Genomic DNA, 25861 nt, shown 5'->3' with positions numbered 1-25861 from the left:
TGCGCCGAGGCAGCAGATCAACAAAGGAGAATACCTTTGATCGGACTTATGAATGGAATGGCGCACGGGCACGCAAATCGCCCGTCACCCCACCCTCAGTTGGCAAAACTTGGCGCCGATGAAAACGGCAGCGTCAAACTTGAGGATATTCAGGATACAAAACTTGGAAAATATATCGCTGCAAATCAGGAAGCGATGGATTCCGACGCCGATGGCACGATTACCAAGGGTGAGTTTCGCGCCTTCAAAACCGGCGGAAATGCTACAAATTTCCAAGAAAGCGGGGGCGGACTTACTGTCATTCTGGCGAGCATGGAAGTGGAACCGATCGTACCGGATGATCCTGCTGCTGGCGAAGCAACAGCTCCCACAATCGATGGGGTCGCTGATCCAGCCATAGACGGCGAAACCGTTCCTTCAGAGGGCGATACCGCAGCTGCGCAAGACGGCACGGCCCCAACTGATACGGGCGATGGCGGGGTCGTGGAGGGAGACGTAGCACCGGTTGCTACGGATGAAGCCACTGCGGACGAAACTGCTTCAACTGAAGAGGTAGCCACCCCAGATACCGATCCTATTCCACTTGTAGATACTTCAGACGCTGAGGCTGCGAGTCAGATGTTGGACTCCATCTTGCAATCTATTGAGGAAGCAAACACGGAGTCGACTGAAGATTTGACCGTCTAAAAAGCGACGCAGACCCGAAGTAAAAGGCGCTCTGAAATCAGAGCGCCTTTTTTTTAATATTAGATCAAGCCCGCCGCGCGCAGCTCGTGCAACGCTTCGGCGTCCCGCGCAGAAACATCCGGGAACTCTGGATCAGAGCCCACATCCGGCAGGATCTTCCAAGACCGCTGGCATTTCTGACCTTCTGCCTTGGCAAAGACCACAGCCACGCCCTCGACCTCTGGCATCGTGAAGGCCCCATCAGGAGCAGCACCCGCGTTCACAGTGATCGCGGAGGTGATGCAGACATCTTCGAACTCTACTGAGTTCACCAGATTAAGCAGCGCTTCGTCAGCCACGTAGACCTCTGGCGCCGCTTCCAGTGAGGATCCGATCACCTTCTCGACCCGCTGCACTTCCAGCGCTGCGGTCACAACCCGGCGCACCTGACGCACTTTGGACCATTTCGCGGCCAGATCTTCATCAAGCCACGCCGCTGGGGTGTCTGGGATGTCTACGAGGTGTACAGAGCTGCCCTCACCCGGGAATCGCTCCAGCCACACATCTTCCATGGTGAACACCATGATTGGCGCCAGCCAAGTGGTCAGGCGGTGGAACAAGATATCCATCACTGTGCGAGACGCGCGACGGCGTAAGGTATTGCCATCACAGTACAAAGCGTCTTTGCGGATGTCGAAATAGAAGGCCGAGAGGTCCACCGTTGCGAAGTTAAAGATCGCAGAGAACACCCCTTGGAAATCAAATGCCTTATAGCCTTCACGGACTTTCACATCGAGTTCCGCCAAGCGATGTAGAACCCAACGTTCCAGTTCCGGCATGTCTGCCGGGTCCACACGATCTTCCTCGGTGAAGTTGCCCAGCGCGCCGAGCATATAGCGCATGGTGTTGCGCAGGCGGCGGTAGCTGTCGGCAACCCCTTTCAGGATTTCAGGGCCGATGCGCTGGTCCGCCATATAGTCGGTTTGTGCCACCCAAAGGCGCAGGATGTCTGCACCGTATTGTTTGACGACCGTTTCCGGCACAATGGTGTTGCCCAAGGACTTGGACATCTTGTTGCCCTTCTCGTCCAGGGTGAAACCGTGGGTCACAACGTTGCGGTAAGGGGCGCGGCCATTGGTGCCGACGGATTGCAGCAGGGAAGAGTGGAACCAACCACGGTGCTGGTCGGTGCCTTCCATGTAAACATCCGCGATGCCGTCATCCGTGCCGTCTTCGCGATCGCGCAGGACGAAGGCATGGGTGGAGCCTGAGTCAAACCATACGTCCAGAACGTCATAGACCTGGTCGTAGTCGGCTGGGTTTGCGATGCCTTCCAGAACCTTTTCTTTGAAACCGTCGGTGTACCAAACATCCGCGCCGTCTTCTTCAAAGGCCGCTTTGATACGGGCATTCAGCTCGTCATTGCGCAAGAGGAAGTCAGGGTCTGTTGGCAGCGTGTCTTTCTTGGTGAAGCATGTCAGCGGCACACCCCAAGCCCGTTGACGGGACAGAACCCAATCCGGGCGCGCTTCCATCATGGAATAGAGACGGTTGCGACCGGTTTGCGGGTGCCATTTCACCTCTTGGTCGATGGCGTTCAACGCACGATCCCGGATGGTCTTGCCTAATTTGTCCTGACCATCGCCAACTTCTTTGTCCACGGACGCAAACCATTGCGGCGTGTTGCGGAAGATCACCGGTGCTTTGGAGCGCCAAGAATGTGGGTAGCTGTGTTTCACACGGCCACGCGCGATGATGCCGCCCGCTTCTACCAGCTTCGCGATCACAGCGTTGTTGGCTTTACCTTCTTTGCCCTTGCGGTCAAAGACTTGCAGACCCGCAAAGAATGGCACGTGCGACAGGAACTGAGATTCCTCACCCACATTGTGGGTCATGCGGTCAATCCAATTGCGCGCCACAAAGCACTCATAGTCGTCCTGACCGTGGCTTGGCGCGGTATGCACGAAACCGGTACCGGCATCATCGGTCACGTGGTCGCCATCGATCATAGGAACCTCGTAGTCCCAGAACCCATCTGCACCTTCGAGGCCGTTGAATGGGTGTTTCAGAATTGCACCTGCAAACTCCGACGCGGCGACGTCACGCACCCTCGTGAACTCAGTCACGCGGGATTTGCCCAGAGCGTCCTCCGCCAAAGCATCTGCGAAGAGGTATAGATCGCCCGGTTTCGTCCAGCTTTCTTCCTCGGTCGCGTCCACGCGGTAGAGGCCGTAAGAGATTTTCGGCCCATAGGCGACAGCTTTGTTGGATGGGATGGTCCAAGGGGTCGTGGTCCAGATAACCACGCGGGCCTCGGCCAGATCACCTTGAGCATTTGAGAAAGAGAAAGGCACCCAGATCGTATGGCTTTGGTGATCGTGATACTCGATCTCGGCCTCCGCCAGCGCGGTTTTTTCAACCGGCGACCACATCACAGGTTTTGAGCCTTGATAGAGCGTGCCGTTCATCAGGAACTTCATGAACTCGTCAGCGATGACCGCTTCGGCGTGGTAGTTCATGGTCAGGTATGGGTCATCCCAATTGCCGGTGATGCCCAGCCGCTTGAACTCTTCGCGTTGGATGTCGACCCATTTGTCAGCAAAGGCGCGGCATTCCTGACGGAACTCGACAACGTCAACCGCGTCTTTGTCTTTGCCTTTCTGGCGATATTGCTCCTCAATCTTCCATTCGATCGGCAGACCGTGGCAATCCCAGCCCGGCACGTAACGCGCGTCATAGCCCATCATCTGGTGGGAGCGCACGATCATGTCTTTGATGGTTTTGTTCAGCGCGTGGCCGATATGCAAGTGGCCGTTCGCGTATGGAGGGCCGTCGTGCAGGGTGAACGGCGCGCGGCCTTCCTTTTCACGTAGGCGATCATAAACCCCAATCTCTGCCCAGCGCTTCAGCCATTCAGGCTCTCGCTTTGGCAGGCCTGCACGCATGGGAAAATCGGTTTTCGGCAGGTTCAGTGTGGTTTTGTAGTCGAGAGTATTCTCAGGAGTGTCGGCGCACATGTTTGGCGTCCTTCGGTCATCGGATGTCAGATTGTTTTGAAGGGTCGGCGTGGTATCCCATACGCCTTGTCCCGGCGGCTCGAATGCTTAGAGCGCCGGGCATATAATTCGAATAATGATCGCCATTACACGGGTCATGGGGGCGTTATAGGCCCGAGCGCATGCGGGGTAAAGTCGCAAAACCTAAGTCGTGCCACTAAGGGCGGACCCCGACCGCGGGTGGGGGTGAAGCCCCCGCCCATGGGGGCGGTCGGGGGCTGCCCGACGTGCCGCCGGGCGGAATTTCAAGAGCTACCAAACACCCCAGCCAAAGCGCGTTTGACCAACTGGCTGACTGAGGGCCGTGTCTGTTTGGTGAAAGCGAGCGGGCGACAGACTTCCATGGCGGCAATCCCAACCCGTGCCGTCAGCGCCCCGTTCACCATGCCTTCGCCGAAACGGCGGCTGATTTTGCCAAGCACGGAGCCTCCGGCAACCGAGCCAAGCAGGTCATCACCTACCGCAACCGCACCTGTGGCGACCAAATGGGCCATCACAGCGCGAGTGAGGCGCCAACTGCCCAATGTGCCGGAACGACCGGCATAGACTTCTGCAATTCGGCGGATCATGCGGATATTGGCGACAAGGGCTGTCACCACATCCGCAAGCGCCAGTGGCACCAAAGCGGTCACCGTCGCCACTTGCCTTGCGGCTTGTTCGACCTCTTTGCTTGCCGCCGCATCCAAGCTTGCCATCAGCTCTTTCTCCGCCAAATCAAACACTGCGGCGGCGTCGAATGTGTCGTTAAGACCCTCAGACAACCGCTCGCGCCCCCATGCGGTTTCGGGACGGTTGGCATAGAGCCCCATCAGGTCCCGCGCCACTTTGCGCGCGGCTTCCAGGTTTTCATCCGCAACAGCAGCATCCGCTGCGCGATGCAGGGCATCGACCCGTCGCAGGCGGCCAAAGGCCAGCAATTCGCGGATCACGATGATAGCAGACACGAGCAACAGACCGGCAGACAGCACCGCAAAGCCAAGCCCCACCAACGGATATTGCGCCAAAAGAGATTGCAAGAAGTTCCACGCAGAAACGGACACAACTGCGGCGATCACGCTGAGCAGTAGCCCCCAGAACCATCGCGCCAAGGCAGATGGGCGGCGGGCACCAAGGGTCACGACTTGCTGCATGGTTTGACCGGTCGGCGTTGGCAATGCGTCATCCGGCACGATTGGAGCGTCTTGGACGGCGGGTTGATCCCCGTCCAGTTCGATCAACACCGGCCCTGCGTTTGATTGATCCGAGCTCATGCTGATCCCCTTTCCCAGCGATAGCGAATGTCGGGCAGTTTTTCGTCATTGCCCTGCCCGTCCGTGCGTTCGACTTCCCGAAAACCCTCGCGCAGGTAAAACCGCTGCGCGCCGGTGTTGGCCTGAAACGTCCAAAGTTCCAGCGCGTTTTCGCGCATTTGAGCATCACGCAGCAGGTGCAGACCCAGATGCTGGCCACGGGATTTCTCGTCCACATAAAGCGCGTGAACAGTCCCTGCATCCTGCGCAAGGAAACCTTCGACTTGCCCGTCGATCTCAGCGACTTTGACCCATCCGCGATCTATCATCGTTGCGCAAAACCCGTGGGTTTCATTCCGCTTGTGAAGCGTCGGCATCCATGGGGTTTGCTCAATGAAATCCTGCAGGATATCGCCGGTGCGATGGGCATCTGATGGGATCGCGTCGCGAAGCTGTGCGCTCATAGCCGATCTCCGATCAGGAACTGCGCCGCACGATCCAGGCGGATATGTGGCGGGCCAAAACCGGGTTTAAGCGTCAACTCTGCCGGGGCAAAGGCCATGAACTGATAATCGTCTTTTAACCATTGATCCGCGCCGGATTTTGCGGCCGACAGAATGTGGTTTGGATCTTCAGGCAACTCCCCCGGGAAGAAAGCCGCCTGTTTGCCGCCATCCAGTAAGGTGCCACGCACGCAATCCAGTTGCCGCCCCTTATGGTCCACGGTTTCTTCCACGGTGGTCCGCAAAGACGCCAAAGATAGCGATTGTGTTTTCGCGCCAGCAAATTGCGCCCGGTCGCGGGCGTCGCGGGTCAACGCTTCCATAATCGCCGTGAGTTTGCCGTGCTGACGGTGATGCAAGTGATCCGCCTTTGTCGCGGCAAAGAGAATGCGCTCAACCCGTTTGCCCAGCAAAAGGCGATTCAAAAACGCGTTTCGACCGGGGCGAAAAGCCGACAGGATATCGGTCATGGCTTGGCGCATGTCCTCAACCGCTTTGGGGCCACGATGGATTGCGCCCAAAGCATCCACCAGCACCACTTGGCGGTCGATGCGGGCGAAGTGATCTTGGAAAAATGGCTTCACAACTTTGGATTTGTAGGCTTCAAACCGCCGCGCCATCTCGCGCGCCAATGACCGACGCGGGGCGTCACCTGCGGGCAGTGGTGCAAAGGTCAAAACGGGCGAGCCCGCCAGATCACCGGGCAGCAGGAAGCGCCCCGGTGTGCAATCATAATAGCCCGCGTCCCGCGCGGTATTCAGGTAATCTGTGAACCCCTGCGCCAGAGCTTGCGCCTGCGGCTCATCCAGTTTGGCAGACCCGTCCACATCTTTGATCGCGTCGAGATAGTCGGCGCCTTCAGGCCGTGCCACCAATCGGTCAAGCACCTCAGCGCTCCACTCTTCATAGGATTTGTCCAAGAGCGCGAGGTCGAGCAACCATTCTCCCGGATAATCCACAATATCCAAATGCACGGTGCGTGGTTTTTGTAGTCCGGCCAAAAGACCCGCGGGCTGAACTTTTAAGGACAAGCGCAGCTCGCTCACCGCACGGGTGCTTTCCGGCCAATGTGGTTTTGGACCCAACAAAGCAGCGCGGTGGTTTTCATAGTCAAAGCGCGGCACGGTCACGTCCGGTTGTGGCTGCAGGTAGGCACCAAGAACACGCCCTTCTGAAATGGCCGCCACTTGGCTCATGCGCCCGCGATCCAGCAGGTTTGACACCAAGGACGTGATAAACACGGTCTTACCAGAGCGCGCCAAACCGGTGACACCAATGCGAATGACAGGCTCAAACAGGGCCTCAGACAGACCATCCCCCACCGCTTCCACACGGCGTGACACTTCGTTTGCCAAATCGGTTATGATCACTGCTGCCCCTTTCGTTACATATGGCAAATATGCAGCAGGACGGGCGGTTTCCATAGGGTGAATGCGGGAAAAACCGTGGCGCTTTCCCCGGTTAAGCGTTGAACGCGCCTGTTTCCGACGCTATGGCGAGGCATGCGCATTGCTTTGAAAGTCGAATATCACGGCGCGCCCTTTGCAGGGTGGCAGCGCCAAGCGGATCAGCCTTCTGTTCAAGGCGCGATTGAAGCCGCCTTGGCCAAACTTGAGCCCGGCGAGCACACAATTGCTGCCGCCGGTCGGACCGACGCGGGTGTGCATGGGCTCGCGCAGGTGGCCCATTGTGACTTGCAGAAAGACTGGTCGCCGTTCCGTCTTTCTGAGGCGCTAAACTATCATTTGAAGCCTGACCCGGTGTCTATTGTGGATGCGGCTGTGGTCGACGACGATTGGCATGCGCGGTTTTCGGCGGTGGAGCGGCGCTATTTGTTTCGCATTCTGATGCGCCGGGCTCCGGCCACCCATCAGGCGGGGCTGGTGTGGCAAATCAATCATGAGCTGGATCTGGACGCCATGCAGGCCGGTGCCGACTACCTGATCGGCAACCACGATTTCACGACGTTTCGGTCATCCATCTGCCAGGCACAAAGCCCGCAAAAAACCTTGGATGAGTTGCGCGTGGAGTGGGTCGATATGCCTTGGGGACCCGAGGTGCATTTCCACGTGAGGGCACGGTCGTTTCTGCATAATCAAGTGCGCAGCTTTGTGGGGACTTTGGAACGCGTCGGCGCTGGCGCGTGGTCACCTGAAGATGTGCGGGATGCGCTAGAAGCGAAAGAACGCGCAGCCTGTGGGCCGGTTAGCCCGCCGCAAGGGCTGTATTTGGCTGGGGTTGGGTACCCTGACGATCCGTTTCTAAAAACGTAGGGTGGGGTTTCACCCCACCATCTGGATGCCGAAATGATGCGCGGTGGGGTTAAACACCACCCTACTCAGTTCGCTTCTTCTTCCAGATGTAGCTTCATATCCAGAAGCACTTGCTGCAACGCCAACGTTTCTTTCAACAGGCGCTTCGCTTCGTTGATGGTGATAATCCCATCCTCAATGGACTGATTATACTCACCCATCAACATCGCAAACCGCTGACTTAGGGCGATCACATCCGCATTCACGCCACCGGAGCTTTCTTGGTTGCGACGGCGTTCATCAAAGGACAGTGTGATGCCTTTTAGTTCGGCCAATGCGGTGGTCACGTGCGGATAGCTGGACGCTTCTTCCAATGCTGCGACCGCGTCGACAGGCATAAAGCGGTCTGCGTGTTCTTCGTGTTCAGAGTAGTACCGACCCAGCGTTGCCTTTGACTTACCCGTCAATTTACACGCGGCTTCGATGCCCACATCCTTCACCAATGCTTCGGTGTGTTTTTTCAGATAACTGCCAAGCCCTGCCATAGGCCACCCCCAACTACACGTCTTTTTCAGCCCGTCTCAAAACGGGGAAATCATTAAGTCTTTCCCCTTAAAGACAAATCGTTCTGTTGTCATTTGTAAACTGTCTTGATCGACAATCCAATCCGGAAGAACCCAAAGCACGGGTAATCTTCGGAATAGGATGGGGAACAAAGTCAACAGGCACCTCCTCGGATGCTTTGCGACAGGTTTCTGCTTGAGGAGGGACAATAGTAAAGGTGCGTGGCCATCCCCAGAGGCTTAGCCCACCCATGCACTGGTAACGAGTTCTCTAGCAGATCCGGGTGGCCTCTGCGGGCCATCCGGAACTCAATTTAACGCCTTTACTTTTCATCCCATCGCGCTTGATTTTTGCCCGGCGACAGGCCTATCTGCCTGCATGGCAAAACTGTATTTCCAATACTCGACAATGAATGCGGGCAAATCGACTGTCTTGCTACAAGCGGCCCACAACTATCGCGAACGGGGCATGGTCCCGTTTTTGCTCACAGCACAGCTTGATAACCGTGCAGGCGAAGGTCGTATCGCTTCTAGAATTGGAATTTCAGATGCAGCTCAGACATTTACGCCTGACACGAACCTGTTCAACACACTTGAAAAACGCTTAGGCGAAGGCGACGTCGCATGCGTTTTCATTGATGAGGCGCAATTTTTGACCAAAGATCAGGTCTGGCAATTGGCCCGCGCTGTGGATGATTTGAAGGTCCCTGTCATGTGTTATGGCTTGCGGGTCGACTTCCAAGGCGAGCTTTTTCCGGGATCTGCGGCGCTGCTGGCGCTGGCCGATGAAATGCGCGAGGTGCGCACCATTTGCCATTGCGGGAAAAAGGCGACGATGGTGCTGCGTTATGACGATCATGGCAACGTGCTTGCGGAAGGTGAGCAGGTGCAGATTGGTGGCAATGAGACTTACGTGTCCGTCTGTCGCCGCGAGTGGCGTTTTAAGATGGGACAGTGCGAAACGGGCTGTGGGACTAAAAATTAGGCGCCGCCGCACCTATATAATTGGCATAGCTTGACGTGAGGTCACGATGAAGTTTGCATTTCTGTCCGAGTATCAAATCCGAAAAGCTGAACGAGAGGGTCAGCTTGAGAATCTCAAAGGCGCAGGCAAACCTTTGCCGCGCGCAGGAGACGGTGATTTCTCTGAAAACGTTGGCTTTCGCATCATGGCTGAAGCCGGTGCACTGCCCAAAGAGATTGAACTGAAACAGGAAGAAGAGGCCCAGCTGAAAATCCTGCAGGCCACGACCGATCCAGCATTGCGCAAGGACGAAATGAAGAAACTGGCGGATATCCAGCTTCGCCGCGCCATTCAGGAAGAGGCGCGACGGAAGTATTATTCACAAGGTTAGCATCAGACCTTGTTTGGCAATGCTTCGCCCTTTGCGAAGGCAATCAAATTGTCGACGGCCATCAGCCCCATCCCGGTCCGCACTTCGAGTGCCGCAGTGCCAAGATGCGGCAACAACGTGACGTTTTCCATGGCGATCAATGCCTCAGGAACCTTGGGTTCAAACTCATAGACACCCAACCCAGCACCCGCGATTTCCCCCGCCTGCAGCGCCGCGATCAGAGCTGCTTCATCTACGATTTCACCACGTGCGATGTTGATAAAAATGGCGTGGCTTTGCATGGCCGCAAAAACCGATGCATCGATCAAATGCTGCGTATCCGCGCCACCCGGCACCGCCACCACAAGCACGTCCACTTGTTCGGCCAGTTCATGGATCGAGCCAACCTGCTCGGCCGGGAAATCCATCTCTTTCGCAGAGCGGTTGGCGTATTTGACCTCCATTCCAAACCCAAAATGCGCTCGTCGCGCGATGGCTTGTCCGATGCGCCCCATTCCGACAATGCCAAGCGTCTTGCCGCTCATGTGCATTCCTAGAAATTGGGTTGGATGCCATCCCTCCCATGCTCCATTGCGAAGAATGCGCTCGCCTTCGCCTGCGCGGCGGCAGGTCATCAGCATCAGCGTCAGGGCGATATCAGCGGTGGCATCGGTGACAGCACCCGGAGTGTTGGACACCAAAATACCCGCCTTTGCGGCTGCATTGACGTCGATGTGATTGTAGCCGACACCGAAATTCGCCATCACCTTTGTTTTGGGACCGGCCACTGCAGCAAAAACATCTTCCGAGTAACGATCCCCCAAAGTCGGTAAGATCGCGTCATATGTCTGCAGGCTTTCGATCATCTCCGCCTCAGAAAGCGGCGTCGTCTCGGGCCGCACGGTCACGGCGTAGTGTTCCTGCGCGGCGGCAATGACGGTTTCCGGCAATGGCCGCGTGATCAATAGAGTTTTCAAAACATCCGTCCTCCGATTGGGACTTCTTTGTCCGGTGCCAACAGCACCACTTCACCGTCCTCATCGGGCACGCCAAGCACCAGGATTTCAGACATGAATTTGCCAATCTGGCGGGGCGGGAAGTTCACCACAGCGATCACTTGTTTGCCGATCAACTCATCAGGCGTGTAGTGCTTGGTGATCTGTGCCGAGGATTTCTTGATCCCCAAATCACCCCCAAAATCCACCCAAAGCTTGATTGCCGGTTTGCGAGCCTCTGGATAGGGCTGCGCATCGACGATTTTACCTGTGCGGATATCGACCTTCATAAAGTCATCAAAACTGATCTCAGCCACCGGCCAACTCCTTTGAACGCTCTGTCGCCGCTGTCACTGTTTTGGTGATCAGATCCGGCAGGCCATTGGCTTCATCCATCAAAACTTCAAGCCCTGCTTGCGTGGTGCCATTGGGGCTGGTGACATTGATGCGCAGTTGGGTTGGGGTATCGTCGGCATCTTCCGCCAAAGCCCCTGCCCCTGCGACCGTTGCCTTGGCCAAGGCCATGGCCAGATCAGAGCCAAGACCCTGCGCCTCACCCGCTTTGGCCAAACATTCGATCATGTGGAAGACATAGGCCGGACCAGAACCAGAAACGCCGGTGACCGCGTCCATCTGACCTTCCGCGTCCAAACGCACAACTTGTCCCACCGCGCTGAGCAATGTGTCCGCCAAATCCAGTTGAGCCGCATCTGTCTGGGCGTTGCCAACAATCGCTGTGATGCCCTTGCCCACGGCAGCAGGTGTGTTTGGCATGGCGCGAATGATGGGCGTTTCAGCGCCTAAGATGTCTTCGTAGGTGGCTATAGAAATCCCTGCCGCCACGGATAGGAAGACGGTGGATCCATTGCCCATCGCTTTTAGTACCGGCAGTGCGTCCGCCATCATCTGTGGTTTCACGGCAATCAAAACAATGGCCGGTGCGGTCGGCAGATCCGCATTCACATGAACGCCAGCCCCCTTCACCCAGTCGCTTGGATAAGGGTCTTGGACATAAACGGATGCCGCCGGGAGATCGTCTTTCAGCCAACCTTCCAGCATGGCCGAGCCCATTTTTCCACATCCCAACAACACCAACCCGTGCTGCGCCACAAATGACATATCCATTGAAGGCTCCTTCTCTCTTGCTGCGCACTTTGGCGAGATTTCACGGGAGCGTCGAGAGCGAAATGCCTGGGGGTTTTGATCCGCGTCAAAGCAGTACACGCGGCGATGTGCTAAAAGAGAAAGGTGAAAAGGAGGTTTCCTATGCTGACAATCACAAAGAAAGGCGACAACCGCGTTGATGTCGATTTGAACGGGCATATTGATGCGGTGAATATGCGCGTCGCGCTAGACGAATTGATCGCCGCCTCAGAGGGGGTCGAACATGGCCGTATGCTTTATACGATCCCAGAGTTTGCAATGCCGAGCCTTGCCGCAATCGGCGTGGAGATGACCTATTTGCCAGGGTTATTCAGCTTGCTCGGCAAGTATGATCGATGTGCAGTGCTGACCGATGCAAACTGGATTCAAAAAGCCGCCGAAATCGAAGGGGCTTTGTTCCCCGGCATTGAAATCAAGGGCTTCGATCTCGACCAGGTCACCCTCGCCGAAGACTGGCTCGACGAGGCGGAGTGAGGGGCGTCACCCCTCTCAGTCTTCTTTACGCGCGACCGTAGGCCTCTGCGATCGCGACTTGCATGGCGTCTTCCACGGAACGACCGCCCCATGTGGCCAATTGAATGGCTGGATAGAAACGTTCTGCGCTCATGATCGCTACGTTAATCATCGTGTCGATCTGATCAGGGCTTGCGACTTGGCCGCCCGCCAGAACCAAACCGTATCGATAAATCATCAGCTTTTGGTCATCCCAAAACGTAAACCCGCCGGCCCAGCATTGATCGTTGATGCTGTTGAGCACCTGATACAGCTCAGGCATTTTTTCCGCAGGAGGCTCCATTTCAAAGGAGCAAACCATCTTCAGCGTTTCATCAAAGCCTGACCACGCAAGCGTGATCGAGTACGTCCGCCACTGGCCATCAACGGCCATCGCGATTTGGTCATCTGCGATGCGATCAAAGGTCCAGTCGTGGTGTTCTGCGATGTGTTCGACAATGTCGATTGGATGAATTTCTTCTTCAAGAAACTGCTCAGAAACTGCCATAGCGCCACCTCTTTTCTGGTTTGCGCCGAGACGTGGCAGCGTCTGCTAGCGCTTGGTGCCTGCTCGAAGGGGAGTATATTTTTCTCGCCCCCTCACTAGATATGGTAGGTGGGCAGTGTCACATTAGTAAAGCGAAATATTTGTGGATAACGCAATTTCTTGTGGATTGTTTCACCACGAAACGCAAATTGTCGTATTTTCAGCAAAACACTGTACCATAAACAAAAAAGGCTCCGCGCAATCGCGAAGCCCTTTCTTTAACCCATCATTAATGAATCTTATTTGCCTTCCAGCGCTTCGATACGCGCCTTAAGGGCTTCGTTTTCTTCGCGCGCTTTTTGCGCCATGGCGCGTACCGCGTCGAACTCTTCGCGTGTTACGAAATCGCGGTCTGCCAGCCAGCGATCCATTAAGGATTTCATGGCGTTTTCCGCTTCATCTTTCGCGCCTTGGGCCACACCCATGGCGTTGGTCATCAATTCGGACATGTCGTCCATGAATTTATTGCGGGTCTGCATATGTCACACTCCAAAGGTGTTGGCGTTACATTTGATCCCTATATGGGGGTAAAGCCGCCCGGCCTCAAGGTTGACCTTATTTAAAAGCAAAGGCAGACATGCGCATATGCAGGCCATGATCCCCTTCCCCGATATTTCACCCGAGATTTTCACCATTTCTTTGGGTGGCTTTGAATTCGCCCTGCGTTGGTACGCCATGGCGTATATCGTCGGCATTTTGATTGCATGGCGCATCACGGTGCGCGCGGTCGAAACGCCAAGACTTTGGAATGCATCAGGCGCGCCGATGAACAAGGTTCAGGTCGAGGATTTCCTGACCTGGGCCATTTTAGGTGTCATTGTCGGCGGGCGCTTGGGGTTCGTGCTGTTTTATCAGCCGGGCTACTACCTTTCCAATCCGCAAGACATCCTAAAGGTCTGGCAAGGCGGTATGGCGTTCCATGGAGGCATGCTAGGCGTCGTGATTGCCGGTTGGATCTATTGCGCTCGGCATAACCTTCCCAAACTCTCTGTCGCCGATGTGGTTGTTTTGGGGGTACCGGTCGGTCTGCTGTTGGGCCGTATTGCCAATTTCACCAATGCCGAGCTTTGGGGTCGTGCAACAGACCTGCCGTGGGGGGTCGCATTCCCCGGCTTTGACGCACAAAATTGTGGACAGCTTGCCGGAGTATGCGCACGCCATCCCAGCCAGCTGTATGAAGCGTTCCTTGAAGGTGCTGTGCTGCTCGCGGTCCTCCTCTGGCTCGCTTGGCGCAAAGATGCACTCAAGACGCCGGGCCGCATAACAGGCACTTTCTTTGCGGGCTACGGATTTGCGCGGTTCCTAGTGGAGTTCGTGCGCCAGCCTGATCTGCAATTCATTTCTGACGGCAACCCACTGGGTCTTGCGCTGCAGCTTAACGGTTACGGATTAACCATGGGCCAAATCTTAAGTCTTCCAATGATCCTTGGCGGCTTGTGGCTGATGCGCCGTGCTGCCACAGTGAGGGCATGAGTCTAAAAGACATTTTGATTGAGCGCATGCGCACCGTGGGGCCCATGCGCATTTGTGATTACATGGCGGAGTGCTTGATGCATCCGCAATTTGGCTACTACGCCACCCGTGATCCGTTTGGGGAAAAAGGCGACTTCACCACAGCCCCGGAGATGTCTCAGATGTTTGGCGAGCTGATTGGACTGTCGCTGGCCCATGCTTGGATGGATCAAGGGTCACCTGACCGCATTATACTGGCGGAGATTGGCCCCGGCCGCGGGACATTGATGGCCGATCTTCTACGCGCCACCAATAAAGTGGCCGGTTTTCATGATGCATTAGAGCTTCATTTAGTTGAGGCCTCCCCCGCCTTACGCGCGAAACAAAAGGAGCTGCTGGGCGACGCCATATGGCACGACTCTGTTCATGACCTTCCAGACGCCCCGCTCTTTTTGGTGGCAAACGAGTTCTTTGACGCGCTCCCGATCCGCCAATTCATTCGCGAAGGCGATGTGTGGCGCGAACGGCTGGTTGGTTTTGAGAACGCTCATATTTGCTTTGGCCTCGGCGCCCCGAGTGACCAACCGATGCTTAGGCATCGATTAGAAGACACAGAAGACGGGCAATTGGTGGAGCTTTGCGAACCGGTGCAACCCATCGTTCATGAGATTGGCACACGGATCAAACGCCACGGCGGTGCCGCCTTGATCATTGATTATGGCGATTGGCGCTCTCAAGGGGACACGTTGCAAGCGATCAAAGGCCATGAAGAGGTCGATGTTCTGGACCTGCCGGGGGACAGCGATCTGACGGCGCATGTGGATTTTGAGCTTCTTTGCGCCTGCACCCCAAGCCGGTTTTCGCGCGTGACCCCTCAAGGGGTGTTTTTGGAAAGGCTTGGTATCACCACCCGTGCGCAGGTTTTGGCCGAGTTGATGGAACCCGTTCAGATCGAACAGCATGTGGCCGCACATCGGCGCTTGACCCACCCCGACGAAATGGGGAATTTGTTCAAGGTGGTTGCGTTTTATCCCGACGGCGAAACCCCACCCCCCGGTACAGAAGCATAACCGCCGATCAATGAGCATGGACTTATGAGCCTCGAGATTCTGACATCTTCCCGTCTGACACCCATTCAACATGGGTTTTTCACTCGTAAGGGGGGCGCGTCGTCTGGAGTGTTCTCTGGGCTCAACTGCGGCATGGGCAGCTCTGATCAAAAAGAAATGGTGACAATCAACCGTGACCGAGTCGCCTCGGCCATGGATGTTGATGCGCTTGCGCGGGTTCATCAGGTGCATTCTGCGGATGTGCTGGTGGTGGATGCACCTCAGCATGAGATGCAAAAAGCAGACGCCATGGTGACAAACACGCCGGGTGTGGCCTTGTCGATTCTGACTGCCGATTGCCAGCCGGTTCTGTTTGCGGACCGTGACAATCGTGTCATCGGTGCAGCCCACGCAGGTTGGCGCGGTGCGCTTGATGGCATCTTGGAGAACACGATTGAAGCTATGGTGGGTCTGGGTGCGAAACGTGAAAGCATTTCCGCCGTGATTGGCCCAACGATTAGCCAGCAGGCCTACGAGGTCGGGCCGGAGTTTTTGGATGCTTTTCTGACAGAAAGCCACGAAAGCGAGCGCTTCTTCACCAAAGGCAACGGGGATCGTTTCCTGTTTGACCTGCCCGCCTTTGGCCTGTCACGCCTAGAGGGGGCTGGTATCCGACACGCTGAATGGACACGCCACTGCACCTATTCTGACCCGGATCGGTTTTATTCCTATCGCCGCTCCACCCATAAAAAAGAGGCAGATTACGGGCGTTTGATTTCGGTTATCCGCCTTTAGGACCAATCGAAACCGCCCCGGTTTTACCTCTGCAAATCCGCTAAATTACTAAAATTGTGCCCCATCTGTGCCCCAATTGACCGCCAGATTGTTCATCAACAGAGAACAATCCCGATTGGGCAAGACGGAGCAGTCAAATGTGTAAACAACGGTTTTTGAAATCGATCCTGGAAACTTCCAAGACAGAACAAGTCGTTCTGCCGTGGGCCAAAAAACGCCTGAACGGCGCGTCCGTGAAAGTTTCCCTGAAGCCAGCGATGCCACTGCGCAAAATCGCTTAAGGCAAAGACAGAATTCCCCACAGATTTCCCCCCGGAGTTTCTTTACGAGTGAGACTCCAACCTCCCTATGACTCCCCGCATGGCCAATGCCTGCGGGGATTTTTTTATGTTGATCTTGGGTCATAGAGCTTGCGCCCCGTAATCGCTGGCCTTTTCGACCCAGTGATCAATCTTTTTCTGCGGTGCATGGCTCGCTCCAGAAAAAGTGGTCACTTTGGTTTTCAGACCGATGAAACCAAGAACTTGTTTCTTGAGCTGCGAAATCAGCGCGTTGCCGTAGATCAGGCGGAAATACCAACCCGGGGTGTCAGAGGTCAAAAACACGCGGCTGGTGCGCCCCTTCAGCATTGGTTTGGGCAATTTGCCTCGCGTATCAAAAGTGCGACCCGGCAAAAATGCGCGGTCAAATAACCCTTTCAGCTTTGCGGGAACCCCACCCCACCACATGGGCGTGGACACAACCACATGCTCTGCCCATTCAATATTGCCGAGAACTGTTTCCAAATCGGGTTCTAAAGGCTTGGCGTTTTTATAGCCGCCCATTCCGTAATCCATGTCGAATTTCAGATCATGCAGGTTCAACTGCCGAACCTCGTGCCCCGCCAACTCGGCGGCTTTTGCATAGGCGTCTACCAAGGCTGATGAAATTGAACGTTCTGCTGGGTGCCCATTCAGGACAAATATCCGTTTCTGTGTCATGCGAATCTCCATTATTGACCATGGTCAATTTATTACTGGATAAAAATGACCGTGGTCAATATTAAATTTGACCACGGTCAAAACCTATGTCACAAGATGACATGACAAAGGTTCAAGCACGCACATTGAAAACCCGCGCCAAGCTGCTCGCAGCCGCTCAAGAGGTCGTCGCCGATATCGGATTTGAAGCGCTGCGCGTCGAACAGGTTGTGGCCAAGGCTGGTGTTGCCAAGGGGACCTTCTTTGCACATTTCAAGGACAAAGATGCCTTGATGGAACAGCTCATTGCCCCGGTGGTCGATAGCTATCTAGATGAGCTGGAGATGCGCCCCGCCCCCCGATCGGTCGAAGAAATTGTCGAGGCTCTGACCCCGGTCATCCGCTTCATGACAGCAGAGCGCTATGTGTTTGATGTCATCCTGCGCCATTCCGGGGCGGCCGCAAAAGAAGAGATCGGCCCCATCGCGCAAAATTTCTATCGCACGCAATTCGCCCTTGCCCCTTGGTTGGCAAAAGGGCCGTTTCGCAAAGATATCTCAGCGGAATTGTTGGCCGATGGGTTGGGCGCGTTTCTTATTCAAGCCATGGCGCTGAACTTTTGCGCGCTACACAATGAGCGCACAATCGAAGATCAGCTGACAATCTATTTGAAGGCTTGGTTGCAGCCCGCTCTTTAAGCGTTGCGGCTGATGCGTTCTTCCAGAACATCAAACGGAACGCCCGGTTCGTCTTTGGCATCGCGGATCACCAAAGACGTTTTCACGCTTGCTACGTTTTCCGCCTTCAGCAGGTCCTCGGTCAAGAAGCTCTGGAAGGTCGACAGGTCTGGCGCCACACATTTCAGAATGAAGTCCACCTCGCCATTGAGCATGTGGCACTCACGGACCAAAGACCAACAGCGGCAGAGTTCTTCAAAGGCGGACAGATCTGCCTCGGCCTGGCTGTTCAGCCCCACCATTGCAAAGACCTGCACTTCAAAGCCCAATTCGCGGGAATCAACATCCGCGTGGTAGCCGCGAATGTAGCCGGATTCCTCTAGGGTCCGCACACGGCGCAAGCATGGTGGCGCTGAAATCCCGACGCGCTTGGCAAGCTCGACATTGGTCATTCGACCGTCCGCCTGCAGTTCTGCAAGGATTTTACGGTCAATCGGGTCAAGGCGGGTGCCGGCCATGCGGAAATCTCCAAAGAATTTGCGGTTGTTATAACAGCAGCCGGAGATTGCGCAATAATATTTCAAAAATCAGTAGAAATCTTGCGCAGGGAATTTTCTGGCGCACTATTATTTGAGCACATACCCGCTATGTGAGGGGTTTTCGTCCTCGCCTTGCGCGTCTATATCCGATGCCTAACGCAAAACTGCAAGCACATGGGTGGGAAATATGGGCGAGACCAAACACACAAAGGTTCTGATCATCGGATCGGGGCCAGCAGGATACACCGCCGGGGTTTATGCAAGCCGCGCGATGCTGGAGCCAATTCTCGTGCAAGGCATTGAGCCGGGCGGCCAGCTGACCACCACCACAGAGGTCGAAAACTGGCCGGGTCACACGGAAATCCAAGGCCCAGACTTGATGGTCAACATGGAAGCCCACGCCCGCGCGATGGGCACCGAGATCATTGGCGACCTGATCACAGAGCTTGATACAGAAAGCCGCCCTTTTGTGGCCAAAGGCGACAGTGGCACCACTTATACTGCGGATGCGGTGATCCTTGCGACCGGCGCGCGCGCGAAATGGTTGGGTCTTGAGAGCGAAGAGAAGTTCAAAGGCTTTGGCGTTTCTGCTTGTGCAACCTGTGACGGGTTCTTCTATCGCAACCAAGAGATCGTGGTGATCGGCGGCGGCAACACCGCGGTGGAAGAAGCGCTATTCCTGACGAACTTCGCCTCTAAAGTGACCTTGATCCACCGTCGTGACGAGCTGCGCGCGGAGAAGATCTTGCAAAACCGTCTGTTCAAACACGAAAAGATCGAAACTCTTTGGTTCCATGAGTTGGAAGAGGTTGTGGGCACCGAAGAGCCTTTGGGTGTGACCGGCGTGAAGGTAAAGCACACTCAGACTGGCGAGATCACAGAGATCCCATGCGCCGGTGTCTTTGTGGCAATCGGCCACGCGCCAGCAACCGAGTTGGTGAAAGACGTGCTGGAAACCCACAATGGCGGCTATGTGAAGGTCGAAGCGGGCAGTTCGCGCACCTCTATTCCGGGCATTTTTGCGGCTGGCGACCTGACCGATCACGTTTATCGCCAAGCGGTGACCTCGGCGGGCATGGGCTGTATGGCCGCGCTGGACGCCGAAAAGTTCCTCGCGGAACAGGAATAAAAAGAAAGCCGCCTCCGGGCGGCTTTTTTATTGATCAATTTGCTGGGACTGAAGGTTTGCAGCACGCGGCATTTATTGGTCTTTGGATCAATCTTTACCCGCGCCCAATCTTCTTTCTTGCGCGCAGCGGCTTTCTTTGTGCCACCAATACAGATGTTTAGCGCATCGGTTTGCGCTTGTTTTTTGGTTTCGCGGATCGCCCAACCCCAGTTGTAAAAGTTCGACGCAGCAAAGGCGGCATATTCCTTTGGTCTTACTTCCATCCGCTCCAGCATCCCAGCGAACCCATCCAGGGACTTCCGGCTTAAAGTCTCGTTGAATGAACCTTTGCTTTTTGTTGCTGGGACAACGGACAGCAGAAGGACGCAATTCGCACCCGGCTGGGTGGTCTTGGAACGGCAGTATTTCAAGGCATGCTGCTGGGCTACCTCCAACGAATTATATCCCCAAGTCGCCCCAACACCGTCTTTACCGCGAGATGGAAGATCCACTGCAATGGCACCGTAAAACGTCGCTTCTTTTTGAAATTTTTTGACCCGCTGGCGTTCTTTGCGGTCAAACTCCACATCCGAATGCAAGATCAGCTTTCGCCCCTTCCCTTTTAAATCGACGACGGGATCAGCTGCCAGCTCTGTGGCGAGAAAGGCCGCAGCACAGGCCGCGAGAAGGAATCTTAGTCGCATGAAAACCCTTTGTTCAAATTTGTGAACGCGCCCAATGTTACAACGCGCCCAAATAACGTCTTTAGATTAGGCATATCTGCGGAATTTTGTCACCTTTTTGCGTTGCGGGGAGGCAACAGCCTCCCTTTCCCCAAAAACTTCACATTTTTTTCTTTGTTCAATCGTGAACACATGAAATACGTTCAGACGTGAACACATTTTGAGCCAACTCGAGCCATGACGACCGCACAGGTAAAAACCACAACCGCTGAGGAAGACATCCTCTTCCGGCTTCTGCGCCAGCTTGATGCTGCGCCGGATGCCTCTCAGCGTGTGATTGCGGAAGCTCTTGGGATATCCCTGGGTGGGCTGAACACTCTTTTACGCAATGCCGCAGATAGCGGTTACATCAAGATCAGTGAAAGAGGTGGGCCAGATAAGCGCAAGCGCTTTGCTTATAGTGTGACCTCAAAAGGGGCGGCCACCAAAACCCGCCTGACTGATGCCTTTCTTGCCAAGAAATTCGCCGAATACGATGCATTGCACGCGGAATTGACGGGCACCACCACTGGATTTAACCCATTAAAATCAAGGGCCAATCTCATGCAATCCAACTTTGCACCTATCCCAGAGCTCTATGTTTCTTATGAGAGCTCTCAGAAACTGAAAGTCGAAGCGGCTGACCTGACAAGCCACGATCTGACCCCGCGCCAGATCTGTGATCTTGAACTGCTGATGAACGGCGGCTTTAACCCGTTGAAAGGCTTCCTGACCGAGGAAGACTATAATGGCGTTGTGGAAAACATGCGTCTGGCAGATGGGTCTTTGTGGCCAATGCCAATCACGCTGGATGTGTCTGAAGACTTCGCACAATCCGTCGAACTGGGCCAAGACATCGCCCTGCGCGACCAAGAAGGTGTGATTCTGGCGACGATGACCGTCACAGACCGCTGGGAGCCAAACAAATCCCGTGAAGCGGAAAAAGTTTTCGGTGCGGACGACGATGCGCACCCTGCGGTGAACTACCTGCACAACCAAGCGGGCAAGATCTATCTGGGTGGCCCTATCGTAGGCATCCAACAGCCGGTGCATTACGACTTTAAAGCGCGCCGAGACACACCAAACGAGCTGCGCGCCTATTTCCGTAAAATGGGCTGGCACAAAGTTGTGGCCTTCCAGACCCGCAACCCACTGCACCGCGCGCACCAGGAACTGACCTTCCGCGCCGCCCGTGAAGCAGAAGCCAACCTGCTGATCCACCCTGTTGTGGGCATGACCAAGCCAGGCGACGTGGATCACTTCACCCGCGTGCGCTGCTATGAAGCGGTTCTGGACCAATATCCAAGCTCAACAACAAACATGTCTTTGCTGAACCTTGCGATGCGTATGGCCGGTCCACGCGAAGCGGTTTGGCATGGCCTGATCCGCGCAAACCACGGCTGTACCCACTTTATTGTTGGCCGCGACCACGCTGGCCCGGGCAAGAACTCTGCCGGTGAAGATTTCTACGGTCCTTATGACGCGCAAGAGCTGTTCCGCGCCCATGAAGAAGAAATCGGCATCACAATGGTCGACTTCAAACACATGGTTTACGTGCAAGAACGCGCGCAATACGAGCCAAATGACGAGATCGAAGATCGTGATAAAGTCACCATCCTGAACATCTCTGGCACCGAGCTGCGTCGCCGTCTGGCGGAAGGTCTGGAGATTCCAGAGTGGTTCTCCTTCCCAGAAGTTGTGGCAGAGCTGCGCAAAACCAAGCCACCACGCTCCAAGCAAGGCTTCACCGTGTTCTTCACTGGCTTCTCCGGCTCCGGTAAGTCCACTATCGCCAACGCTTTGATGGTGAAGCTGATGGAAATGGGCGGCCGTCCGGTGACGCTGCTTGATGGTGACATCGTGCGTAAAAACCTGTCTTCCGAGCTGGGCTTTTCTAAAGAACACCGCGACTTGAACATCCGTCGCATCGGCTACGTGGCATCCGAGATCACCAAAAACGGTGGTATCGCGATCTGTGCGCCAATCGCGCCATACGCCACAACACGCCGCGCGGTACGTGAAGACATCGAACAGTTCGGTGCATTCGTGGAAACCCACGTGGCGACCAGCATCGAAGAATGTGAACGCCGTGACCGCAAAGGCCTTTATAAGCTGGCGCGAGAAGGCAAGATCAAAGAGTTCACTGGTATTTCTGACCCATATGACGTGCCAGAAAACCCAGAGCTGCGCCTAGAGACCGAAAACACCGAGGTCGATCACTGCGCGCATCAAGTGATTCTGAAGCTGGAAAGCATGGGTCTGATCAAAGCGTAAGCTTTGGGAGACATGCAGAAAAAGAAAACGCGGCCTCTAGGGGCCGCGTTTTTTCATTCAATGACCTAGTGACGTTCTTAGTGCACCGTCACCGGCGCGTAGTCGTTCTGGCGCGCCAAGGCAAAAGCCAGACCACGCTCTTTCACAACCGCCAGACGCTCGCCGTCAGATGCGGCGTGTACGGCGTACAAGTGCTCTGCGCCTTCGACCTCTTCCTGCAGCTCCGCAGGCAAATCAGAGGCGTCAATCTCACGGATATAGACCATGCGATCGTCCGTCAGTGCGTCAATATCGAACTTACTTTCCATGGCTTACCCTTTCTTAATCTGGATGGTTTGAACAACGGTTTCCGGACGGGACCTGGTCAAATCCACATGCAGCAGGCCATTCTCCATGGCCGCCTCACCGACTTCGACACCGTCAGCCAACACAAAAGAGCGTTGGAATTGGCGCGCAGCGATTCCCCGATGCAGGAACACGCGATCCGCGCCATCATCATGCTGACGGCCTCGGATCACCAGCTGGCGATCCTCAACGGTGATCGACAAATCCTCTTCCGCAAACCCCGCCACCGCGAGCGTGATCCGGTAAGAAAAATCCGAAGTTTGTTCAATGTTAAAAGGGGGATAGCCTTCGTTGCCAGTTTTTGCGGTGCGCTCCAAAAGGCGCTCCAACTGTTCAAAACCCAGCATGTGGGGGTATGACCCCAACGTCATCTTGCTCATCGACACGTCCTTTTCTTAAAGCGACCGTGATTGGTATGGGCCCCATTCCGGCGACCCGATCTGTTAAGAATATGGGTGTGCAACGCATCAAGCGCAAGGGCTTTGCTCTTGGCCGGGAAAGCGGTATCCTCTAGGGAAGGCCATAGGCACCCTGTCACTCACTGACTCACCCACTGACCCAGACGGACCCCCAATGAACACCCAAAGCGATCTGTCCATGAAAACCGACGATGTTCTACGTGTAGAACTCGAGGTGTTTCGACAAGAACACCGGGATTTGGATGATGCAATCGCGGCCCTTGTGGACCGTGGTACCGGTGATCAGTTGACGATTCAGAGGCTGAAAAAGCAAAAGCTGCGCCTTAAGGACAAAATCGCCCGAATTGAAGACCGTTTGACCCCAGATATCATTGCCTAAGGGGGCATTCTGAGTATAGTGCGCGCTCCTTTACAAGAGGCGAAAATGACCGACATTAAAGTGGGAATCATCATGGGCAGCCAAAGCGATTGGCCGACCATGAAAGAAGCAGCGGATGTGCTGGATGAATTGGGTGTGGCCTATGAGACCAAGATCGTCTCGGCACACCGCACACCGGACCGGCTGTGGGACTATGGCAAAACCGCAGTGGACCGCGGTTTGCAGGTCATTATCGCAGGCGCTGGCGGTGCAGCGCACCTTCCGGGCATGATGGCGTCAAAGACTCGCGTGCCTGTTGTGGGCATTCCGGTGCAGACCAAAGCGCTATCAGGCGTTGATAGCCTCTACTCCATCCTACAAATGCCGCGAGGCTTTCCCGTGGCGACGATGGCCATTGGCGCAGCTGGCGCAAAAAACGGTGGCCTGATGGCCGCAGGTATTCTTGCGCTGCAAGATGCGGATTTGGCAGCGCGTTTGGATAAATGGCGCGAAGACCTATCCGCCTCCATCGCGGATGAACCTGAAAAGTGAGCCGCATTGGTTTCATAGGCACCGGCCATATCGCGGCACCAATGGTGCGACGCATGGTGGCACTTGGTCATGATGTGATCATTACAGAACGCAGTCGCGATGTGTCTGCCGCTCTGGCCGCCTCTCATGGTGTCGCCATTGGCACAGCACCAGAGGTTTTGGAGGCAAGCGACATCGTCTTTGTTTGCCTGCGCCCAAGCATGGCGCCGGACATCCTGAAAGACCTCACATTCCGAGCCGATCATCAGATCATTTCGGTGATGGCGGAGCTGAATGAAGCGGAGCTTCAACAGATTTGCGCTCCGGCAACCCTGATCACCCGCACCATTCCTTACGGATTTGTCGAACAAGGCGGGTGCCCTTTGCCGGTTTGGGGCGATGTGGCCTTGATCAACGCGCTTTTCGGCCCGGACAACACCGTCCTTGCGATGCCTGAAGAGGCAGGATTGAACGCAATCCTTACCTCTGCGGCTGTGATTGCGGGCCAATTGGACATGCTGAACACCATTGCCCAATGGACCAACGCGAAACTTGGCGATCAAGCGGTTTCAGAAACCTACATCAAAACTTTGGTGCAAGGGTTCCTCACAACGATGCCGACCCATGCAGGTGCTTTGGGCGAAGAGCGCGATGCGCTTTGTTTGCCCCGTTCCCTCAACGGGCATTTTCGTGACAACCTGCGTGATGCAGGCGTCCATGACACCATCTCCACCTCTCTGGATGAGATCTACAAAAGGCTGACCTCCTCATGAGCACTCCCCTTCCCCTCGGCAGCACCATCGGAATTTTGGGCGGCGGTCAGCTCGGGCGCATGCTTTCCGTGGCCGCGTCGCGGCTGGGCTACAAAACGCACATCTTTGAACCTGGCGCAAATCCACCGGCAGGTCAGGTGGCGGATCAGGTGACGACAGCGGCTTATGAAGACGAGGCGGCACTCCTTGCATTCGCTGACGCGGTGGATGTCATCACCTATGAGTTTGAGAACATCCCCACATCTGCCCTGGACACGTTAGAGGCGCATCGTCCGATCCGTCCAGGCCGCGAAGCCCTGCGCGTGAGTCAGGATCGCATCACGGAAAAAGAATTCCTGTCTGATCTGGGCCTTACGGTTGCGCCTTTCGCTGCTGTTCAAACCAAGGAAGAGCTGGACGCTGCTCTGGACACAATTGGTACTCCGTCGATCTTAAAACCCCGCCGCTTTGGCTACGACGGCAAAGGACAAGCACGGTTGAACTCGCAAGCGGATGCCCCTGCGGCGCTTGCGGATATGGCGGGTTCTCCATCTGTGCTGGAAGGCTTCGTGAACTTCAGCCACGAAGTCTCCGTCATTGCCGCGCGGGGCATCACCGGCGAAGTTGCCTGCTTTGATCCCGGCGAAAACGTGCATGTGGGTGGCATTCTGCGCACAACAACAATCCCAGCAAACCTCCCCGGCTCCATGCGCATGGATGCGGTGTTGATGGCATCTAAAATCCTGAATGCATTGGATTATGTGGGGGTGATGGGCGTTGAGCTATTCGTCACCAAAGACGGTTTGGTGGTCAATGAGATCGCCCCTCGGGTGCATAACTCCGGGCACTGGACACAGAACGGCTGCGCGGTCGATCAGTTCGAACAACACATCCGCGCCGTTGTGGGTCTGTCTTTGGGTGACGGCAAACGCCACTCTGATGTCGTGATGGAAAACCTGATCGGCGATGACATGGATAAGGTGCCGGCGCTGCTGTCAGAGCCTCATGTGGCTGTGCACCTCTATGGCAAAGCGGAAGCCAAAGCGGGCCGCAAGATGGGCCACGTAAACCGGGTTACCC

31 protein-coding genes are annotated in these 25861 nt (G+C 55.5%); 16 read left to right on the top strand and 15 right to left on the bottom strand.

Features of this window, described 5'->3' with window-relative positions; translation table 11 throughout:
* Positions 1-36 precede the first annotated feature (36 nt).
* On the top strand, positions 37-687 hold the full coding sequence (locus tag TA5113_RS05105; protein ID WP_131726425.1) for a hypothetical protein: 651 nt from the start codon (positions 37-39) through the stop codon (positions 685-687).
* Between the two features lie 59 nt (positions 688-746).
* Here the strand turns inward: TA5113_RS05105 and ileS are convergent, their stop codons facing one another.
* From ileS to TA5113_RS05085, 4 genes are all read right to left on the bottom strand, one after another.
* Complete coding sequence (ileS, locus tag TA5113_RS05100; protein WP_058315281.1) at positions 747-3683, bottom strand: isoleucine--tRNA ligase; 2937 nt, start codon at positions 3681-3683, stop codon at positions 747-749.
* A 284-nt stretch (positions 3684-3967) separates the two neighbouring features.
* Positions 3968-4972 (bottom strand): YcjF family protein, encoded by a 1005-nt coding sequence (locus TA5113_RS05095; protein WP_058315280.1) that lies wholly within the window; start codon positions 4970-4972, stop codon positions 3968-3970.
* Complete coding sequence (locus TA5113_RS05090) at positions 4969-5415, bottom strand: GNAT family N-acetyltransferase (protein ID WP_058315279.1); 447 nt, start codon at positions 5413-5415, stop codon at positions 4969-4971. Before TA5113_RS05090 ends, TA5113_RS05095 begins: the two co-directional genes overlap by 4 nt.
* Entirely contained in the window at positions 5412-6824 is a 1413-nt protein-coding gene (locus TA5113_RS05085; RefSeq protein WP_058315791.1) for a YcjX family GTP-binding protein, read from the bottom strand. Before TA5113_RS05085 ends, TA5113_RS05090 begins: the two co-directional genes overlap by 4 nt.
* Positions 6825-6956: 132 nt before the next feature.
* Here TA5113_RS05085 and truA point away from each other — a divergent pair, with 132 nt between their 5' ends.
* On the top strand, positions 6957-7727 hold the full coding sequence (gene truA / locus TA5113_RS05080) for a tRNA pseudouridine(38-40) synthase TruA (RefSeq protein ID WP_058315278.1): 771 nt from the start codon (positions 6957-6959) through the stop codon (positions 7725-7727).
* A gap of 65 nt (positions 7728-7792) precedes the next feature.
* On the opposite strand, the gene TA5113_RS05075 is transcribed toward truA, so the two are convergent.
* Positions 7793-8251, bottom strand: coding sequence for a hypothetical protein (locus TA5113_RS05075; RefSeq protein WP_058315277.1), 459 nt, complete (start codon positions 8249-8251; stop codon positions 7793-7795).
* Between the two features lie 397 nt (positions 8252-8648).
* Between TA5113_RS05075 and TA5113_RS05070 the strand changes: the two genes are divergently transcribed.
* Both TA5113_RS05070 and TA5113_RS05065 read left to right on the top strand, forming a co-directional pair.
* Positions 8649-9254 (top strand): thymidine kinase, encoded by a 606-nt coding sequence (locus TA5113_RS05070; protein WP_058315276.1) that lies wholly within the window; start codon positions 8649-8651, stop codon positions 9252-9254.
* Between the two features lie 46 nt (positions 9255-9300).
* A complete protein-coding gene (locus tag TA5113_RS05065) occupies positions 9301-9624 on the top strand; it encodes a DnaJ family domain-containing protein (RefSeq protein ID WP_058315275.1) in 324 nt (107 codons plus the stop codon).
* Between the two features lie 2 nt (positions 9625-9626).
* Here the strand turns inward: TA5113_RS05065 and TA5113_RS05060 are convergent, their stop codons facing one another.
* From TA5113_RS05060 to proC, 3 genes are read right to left on the bottom strand one after another with little or no spacing between them, the layout of a single operon-like run.
* Positions 9627-10580 (bottom strand): 2-hydroxyacid dehydrogenase, encoded by a 954-nt coding sequence (locus TA5113_RS05060; protein ID WP_058316633.1) that lies wholly within the window; start codon positions 10578-10580, stop codon positions 9627-9629.
* Positions 10577-10915, bottom strand: coding sequence for a tRNA-binding protein (locus tag TA5113_RS05055; protein WP_058315273.1), 339 nt, complete (start codon positions 10913-10915; stop codon positions 10577-10579). Before TA5113_RS05055 ends, TA5113_RS05060 begins: the two co-directional genes overlap by 4 nt.
* Entirely contained in the window at positions 10908-11723 is an 816-nt protein-coding gene (gene proC, locus TA5113_RS05050; protein WP_058315272.1) for a pyrroline-5-carboxylate reductase, read from the bottom strand. The genes TA5113_RS05055 and proC overlap by 8 nt, the downstream gene beginning before the upstream one ends.
* A 141-nt stretch (positions 11724-11864) precedes the next feature.
* Between proC and TA5113_RS05045 the strand changes: the two genes are divergently transcribed.
* Entirely contained in the window at positions 11865-12236 is a 372-nt protein-coding gene (locus TA5113_RS05045; protein WP_058315271.1) for a SpoIIAA family protein, read from the top strand.
* Between the two features lie 25 nt (positions 12237-12261).
* Here TA5113_RS05045 and TA5113_RS05040 read toward each other — a convergent pair whose 3' ends face one another.
* A complete protein-coding gene (locus tag TA5113_RS05040; RefSeq protein WP_058315270.1) occupies positions 12262-12762 on the bottom strand; it encodes a type III secretion system chaperone family protein in 501 nt (166 codons plus the stop codon).
* A gap of 278 nt (positions 12763-13040) precedes the next feature.
* Positions 13041-13280 carry an accessory factor UbiK family protein gene (locus TA5113_RS05035; protein ID WP_058315269.1) on the bottom strand — a complete coding sequence of 80 codons (240 nt, stop codon included), beginning with the start codon at positions 13278-13280 and terminating at the stop codon, positions 13041-13043.
* Between the two features lie 106 nt (positions 13281-13386).
* Here TA5113_RS05035 and lgt point away from each other — a divergent pair, with 106 nt between their 5' ends.
* The 4 genes from lgt (at position 13387) to TA5113_RS16910 (ending at position 16378) form a co-directional block, all read left to right on the top strand.
* Entirely contained in the window at positions 13387-14274 is an 888-nt protein-coding gene (gene lgt, locus TA5113_RS05030) for a prolipoprotein diacylglyceryl transferase (protein ID WP_058315268.1), read from the top strand.
* Entirely contained in the window at positions 14271-15323 is a 1053-nt protein-coding gene (locus tag TA5113_RS05025) for a class I SAM-dependent methyltransferase (RefSeq protein ID WP_058315267.1), read from the top strand. Before lgt ends, TA5113_RS05025 begins: the two co-directional genes overlap by 4 nt.
* A 24-nt stretch (positions 15324-15347) precedes the next feature.
* Complete coding sequence (gene pgeF / locus TA5113_RS05020; protein WP_058315266.1) at positions 15348-16097, top strand: peptidoglycan editing factor PgeF; 750 nt, start codon at positions 15348-15350, stop codon at positions 16095-16097.
* A gap of 137 nt (positions 16098-16234) precedes the next feature.
* Positions 16235-16378, top strand: coding sequence for a hypothetical protein (locus tag TA5113_RS16910; RefSeq protein WP_165589384.1), 144 nt, complete (start codon positions 16235-16237; stop codon positions 16376-16378).
* A gap of 120 nt (positions 16379-16498) precedes the next feature.
* Here the strand turns inward: TA5113_RS16910 and TA5113_RS05015 are convergent, their stop codons facing one another.
* A complete protein-coding gene (locus TA5113_RS05015) occupies positions 16499-17077 on the bottom strand; it encodes an NAD(P)H-dependent oxidoreductase (protein ID WP_058315790.1) in 579 nt (192 codons plus the stop codon).
* Between the two features lie 86 nt (positions 17078-17163).
* Here TA5113_RS05015 and TA5113_RS05010 point away from each other — a divergent pair, with 86 nt between their 5' ends.
* Positions 17164-17754, top strand: coding sequence for a TetR/AcrR family transcriptional regulator (locus tag TA5113_RS05010; RefSeq protein WP_245627164.1), 591 nt, complete (start codon positions 17164-17166; stop codon positions 17752-17754).
* Here TA5113_RS05010 and TA5113_RS05005 read toward each other — a convergent pair.
* Entirely contained in the window at positions 17751-18251 is a 501-nt protein-coding gene (locus tag TA5113_RS05005) for an Lrp/AsnC family transcriptional regulator (protein ID WP_058315265.1), read from the bottom strand. The two genes, TA5113_RS05010 and TA5113_RS05005, sit on opposite strands and share 4 nt — an antisense overlap.
* A gap of 208 nt (positions 18252-18459) precedes the next feature.
* On the opposite strand from TA5113_RS05005, the gene trxB reads away from it, so the two are divergent.
* A complete protein-coding gene (gene trxB / locus TA5113_RS05000) occupies positions 18460-19401 on the top strand; it encodes a thioredoxin-disulfide reductase (protein ID WP_058315264.1) in 942 nt (313 codons plus the stop codon).
* Here trxB and TA5113_RS04995 read toward each other — a convergent pair.
* Positions 19320-20084: a hypothetical protein gene (locus TA5113_RS04995; protein WP_058315263.1), complete on the bottom strand. Its 765-nt coding sequence runs from the start codon at positions 20082-20084 to the stop codon at positions 19320-19322. The genes trxB and TA5113_RS04995 overlap by 82 nt on opposite strands.
* A gap of 216 nt (positions 20085-20300) precedes the next feature.
* On the opposite strand from TA5113_RS04995, the gene TA5113_RS04990 reads away from it, so the two are divergent.
* Positions 20301-22376, top strand: coding sequence for a bifunctional sulfate adenylyltransferase/adenylylsulfate kinase (locus TA5113_RS04990; protein ID WP_058315262.1), 2076 nt, complete (start codon positions 20301-20303; stop codon positions 22374-22376).
* Positions 22377-22453: 77 nt separating this feature from the next.
* Here TA5113_RS04990 and TA5113_RS04985 read toward each other — a convergent pair whose 3' ends face one another.
* A complete protein-coding gene (locus TA5113_RS04985; protein WP_058315261.1) occupies positions 22454-22684 on the bottom strand; it encodes a DUF1150 family protein in 231 nt (76 codons plus the stop codon).
* Between the two features lie 3 nt (positions 22685-22687).
* Entirely contained in the window at positions 22688-23101 is a 414-nt protein-coding gene (locus TA5113_RS04980; protein ID WP_058315260.1) for an Hsp20 family protein, read from the bottom strand.
* A gap of 193 nt (positions 23102-23294) precedes the next feature.
* Here TA5113_RS04980 and TA5113_RS04975 point away from each other — a divergent pair, with 193 nt between their 5' ends.
* The 4 genes from TA5113_RS04975 to TA5113_RS04960 form a co-directional block, all read left to right on the top strand.
* Positions 23295-23519: a YdcH family protein gene (locus TA5113_RS04975; RefSeq protein ID WP_058315259.1), complete on the top strand. Its 225-nt coding sequence runs from the start codon at positions 23295-23297 to the stop codon at positions 23517-23519.
* Between the two features lie 45 nt (positions 23520-23564).
* Positions 23565-24050, top strand: coding sequence for a 5-(carboxyamino)imidazole ribonucleotide mutase (gene purE / locus TA5113_RS04970; RefSeq protein WP_058315258.1), 486 nt, complete (start codon positions 23565-23567; stop codon positions 24048-24050).
* Positions 24047-24802, top strand: coding sequence for an NAD(P)-binding domain-containing protein (locus tag TA5113_RS04965; protein WP_058316632.1), 756 nt, complete (start codon positions 24047-24049; stop codon positions 24800-24802). Before purE ends, TA5113_RS04965 begins: the two co-directional genes overlap by 4 nt.
* On the top strand, positions 24799-25861 hold a 1063-nt coding region (locus TA5113_RS04960; protein ID WP_082638106.1), incomplete at its 3' end, for a 5-(carboxyamino)imidazole ribonucleotide synthase. The genes TA5113_RS04965 and TA5113_RS04960, both read left to right, overlap by 4 nt.

This window comes from Cognatishimia activa (genome assembly GCF_001458335.1).
GTDB lineage: Bacteria > Pseudomonadota > Alphaproteobacteria > Rhodobacterales > Rhodobacteraceae > Cognatishimia > Cognatishimia activa.
This window is presented reverse-complemented; position numbering and strand designations above follow the sequence as displayed.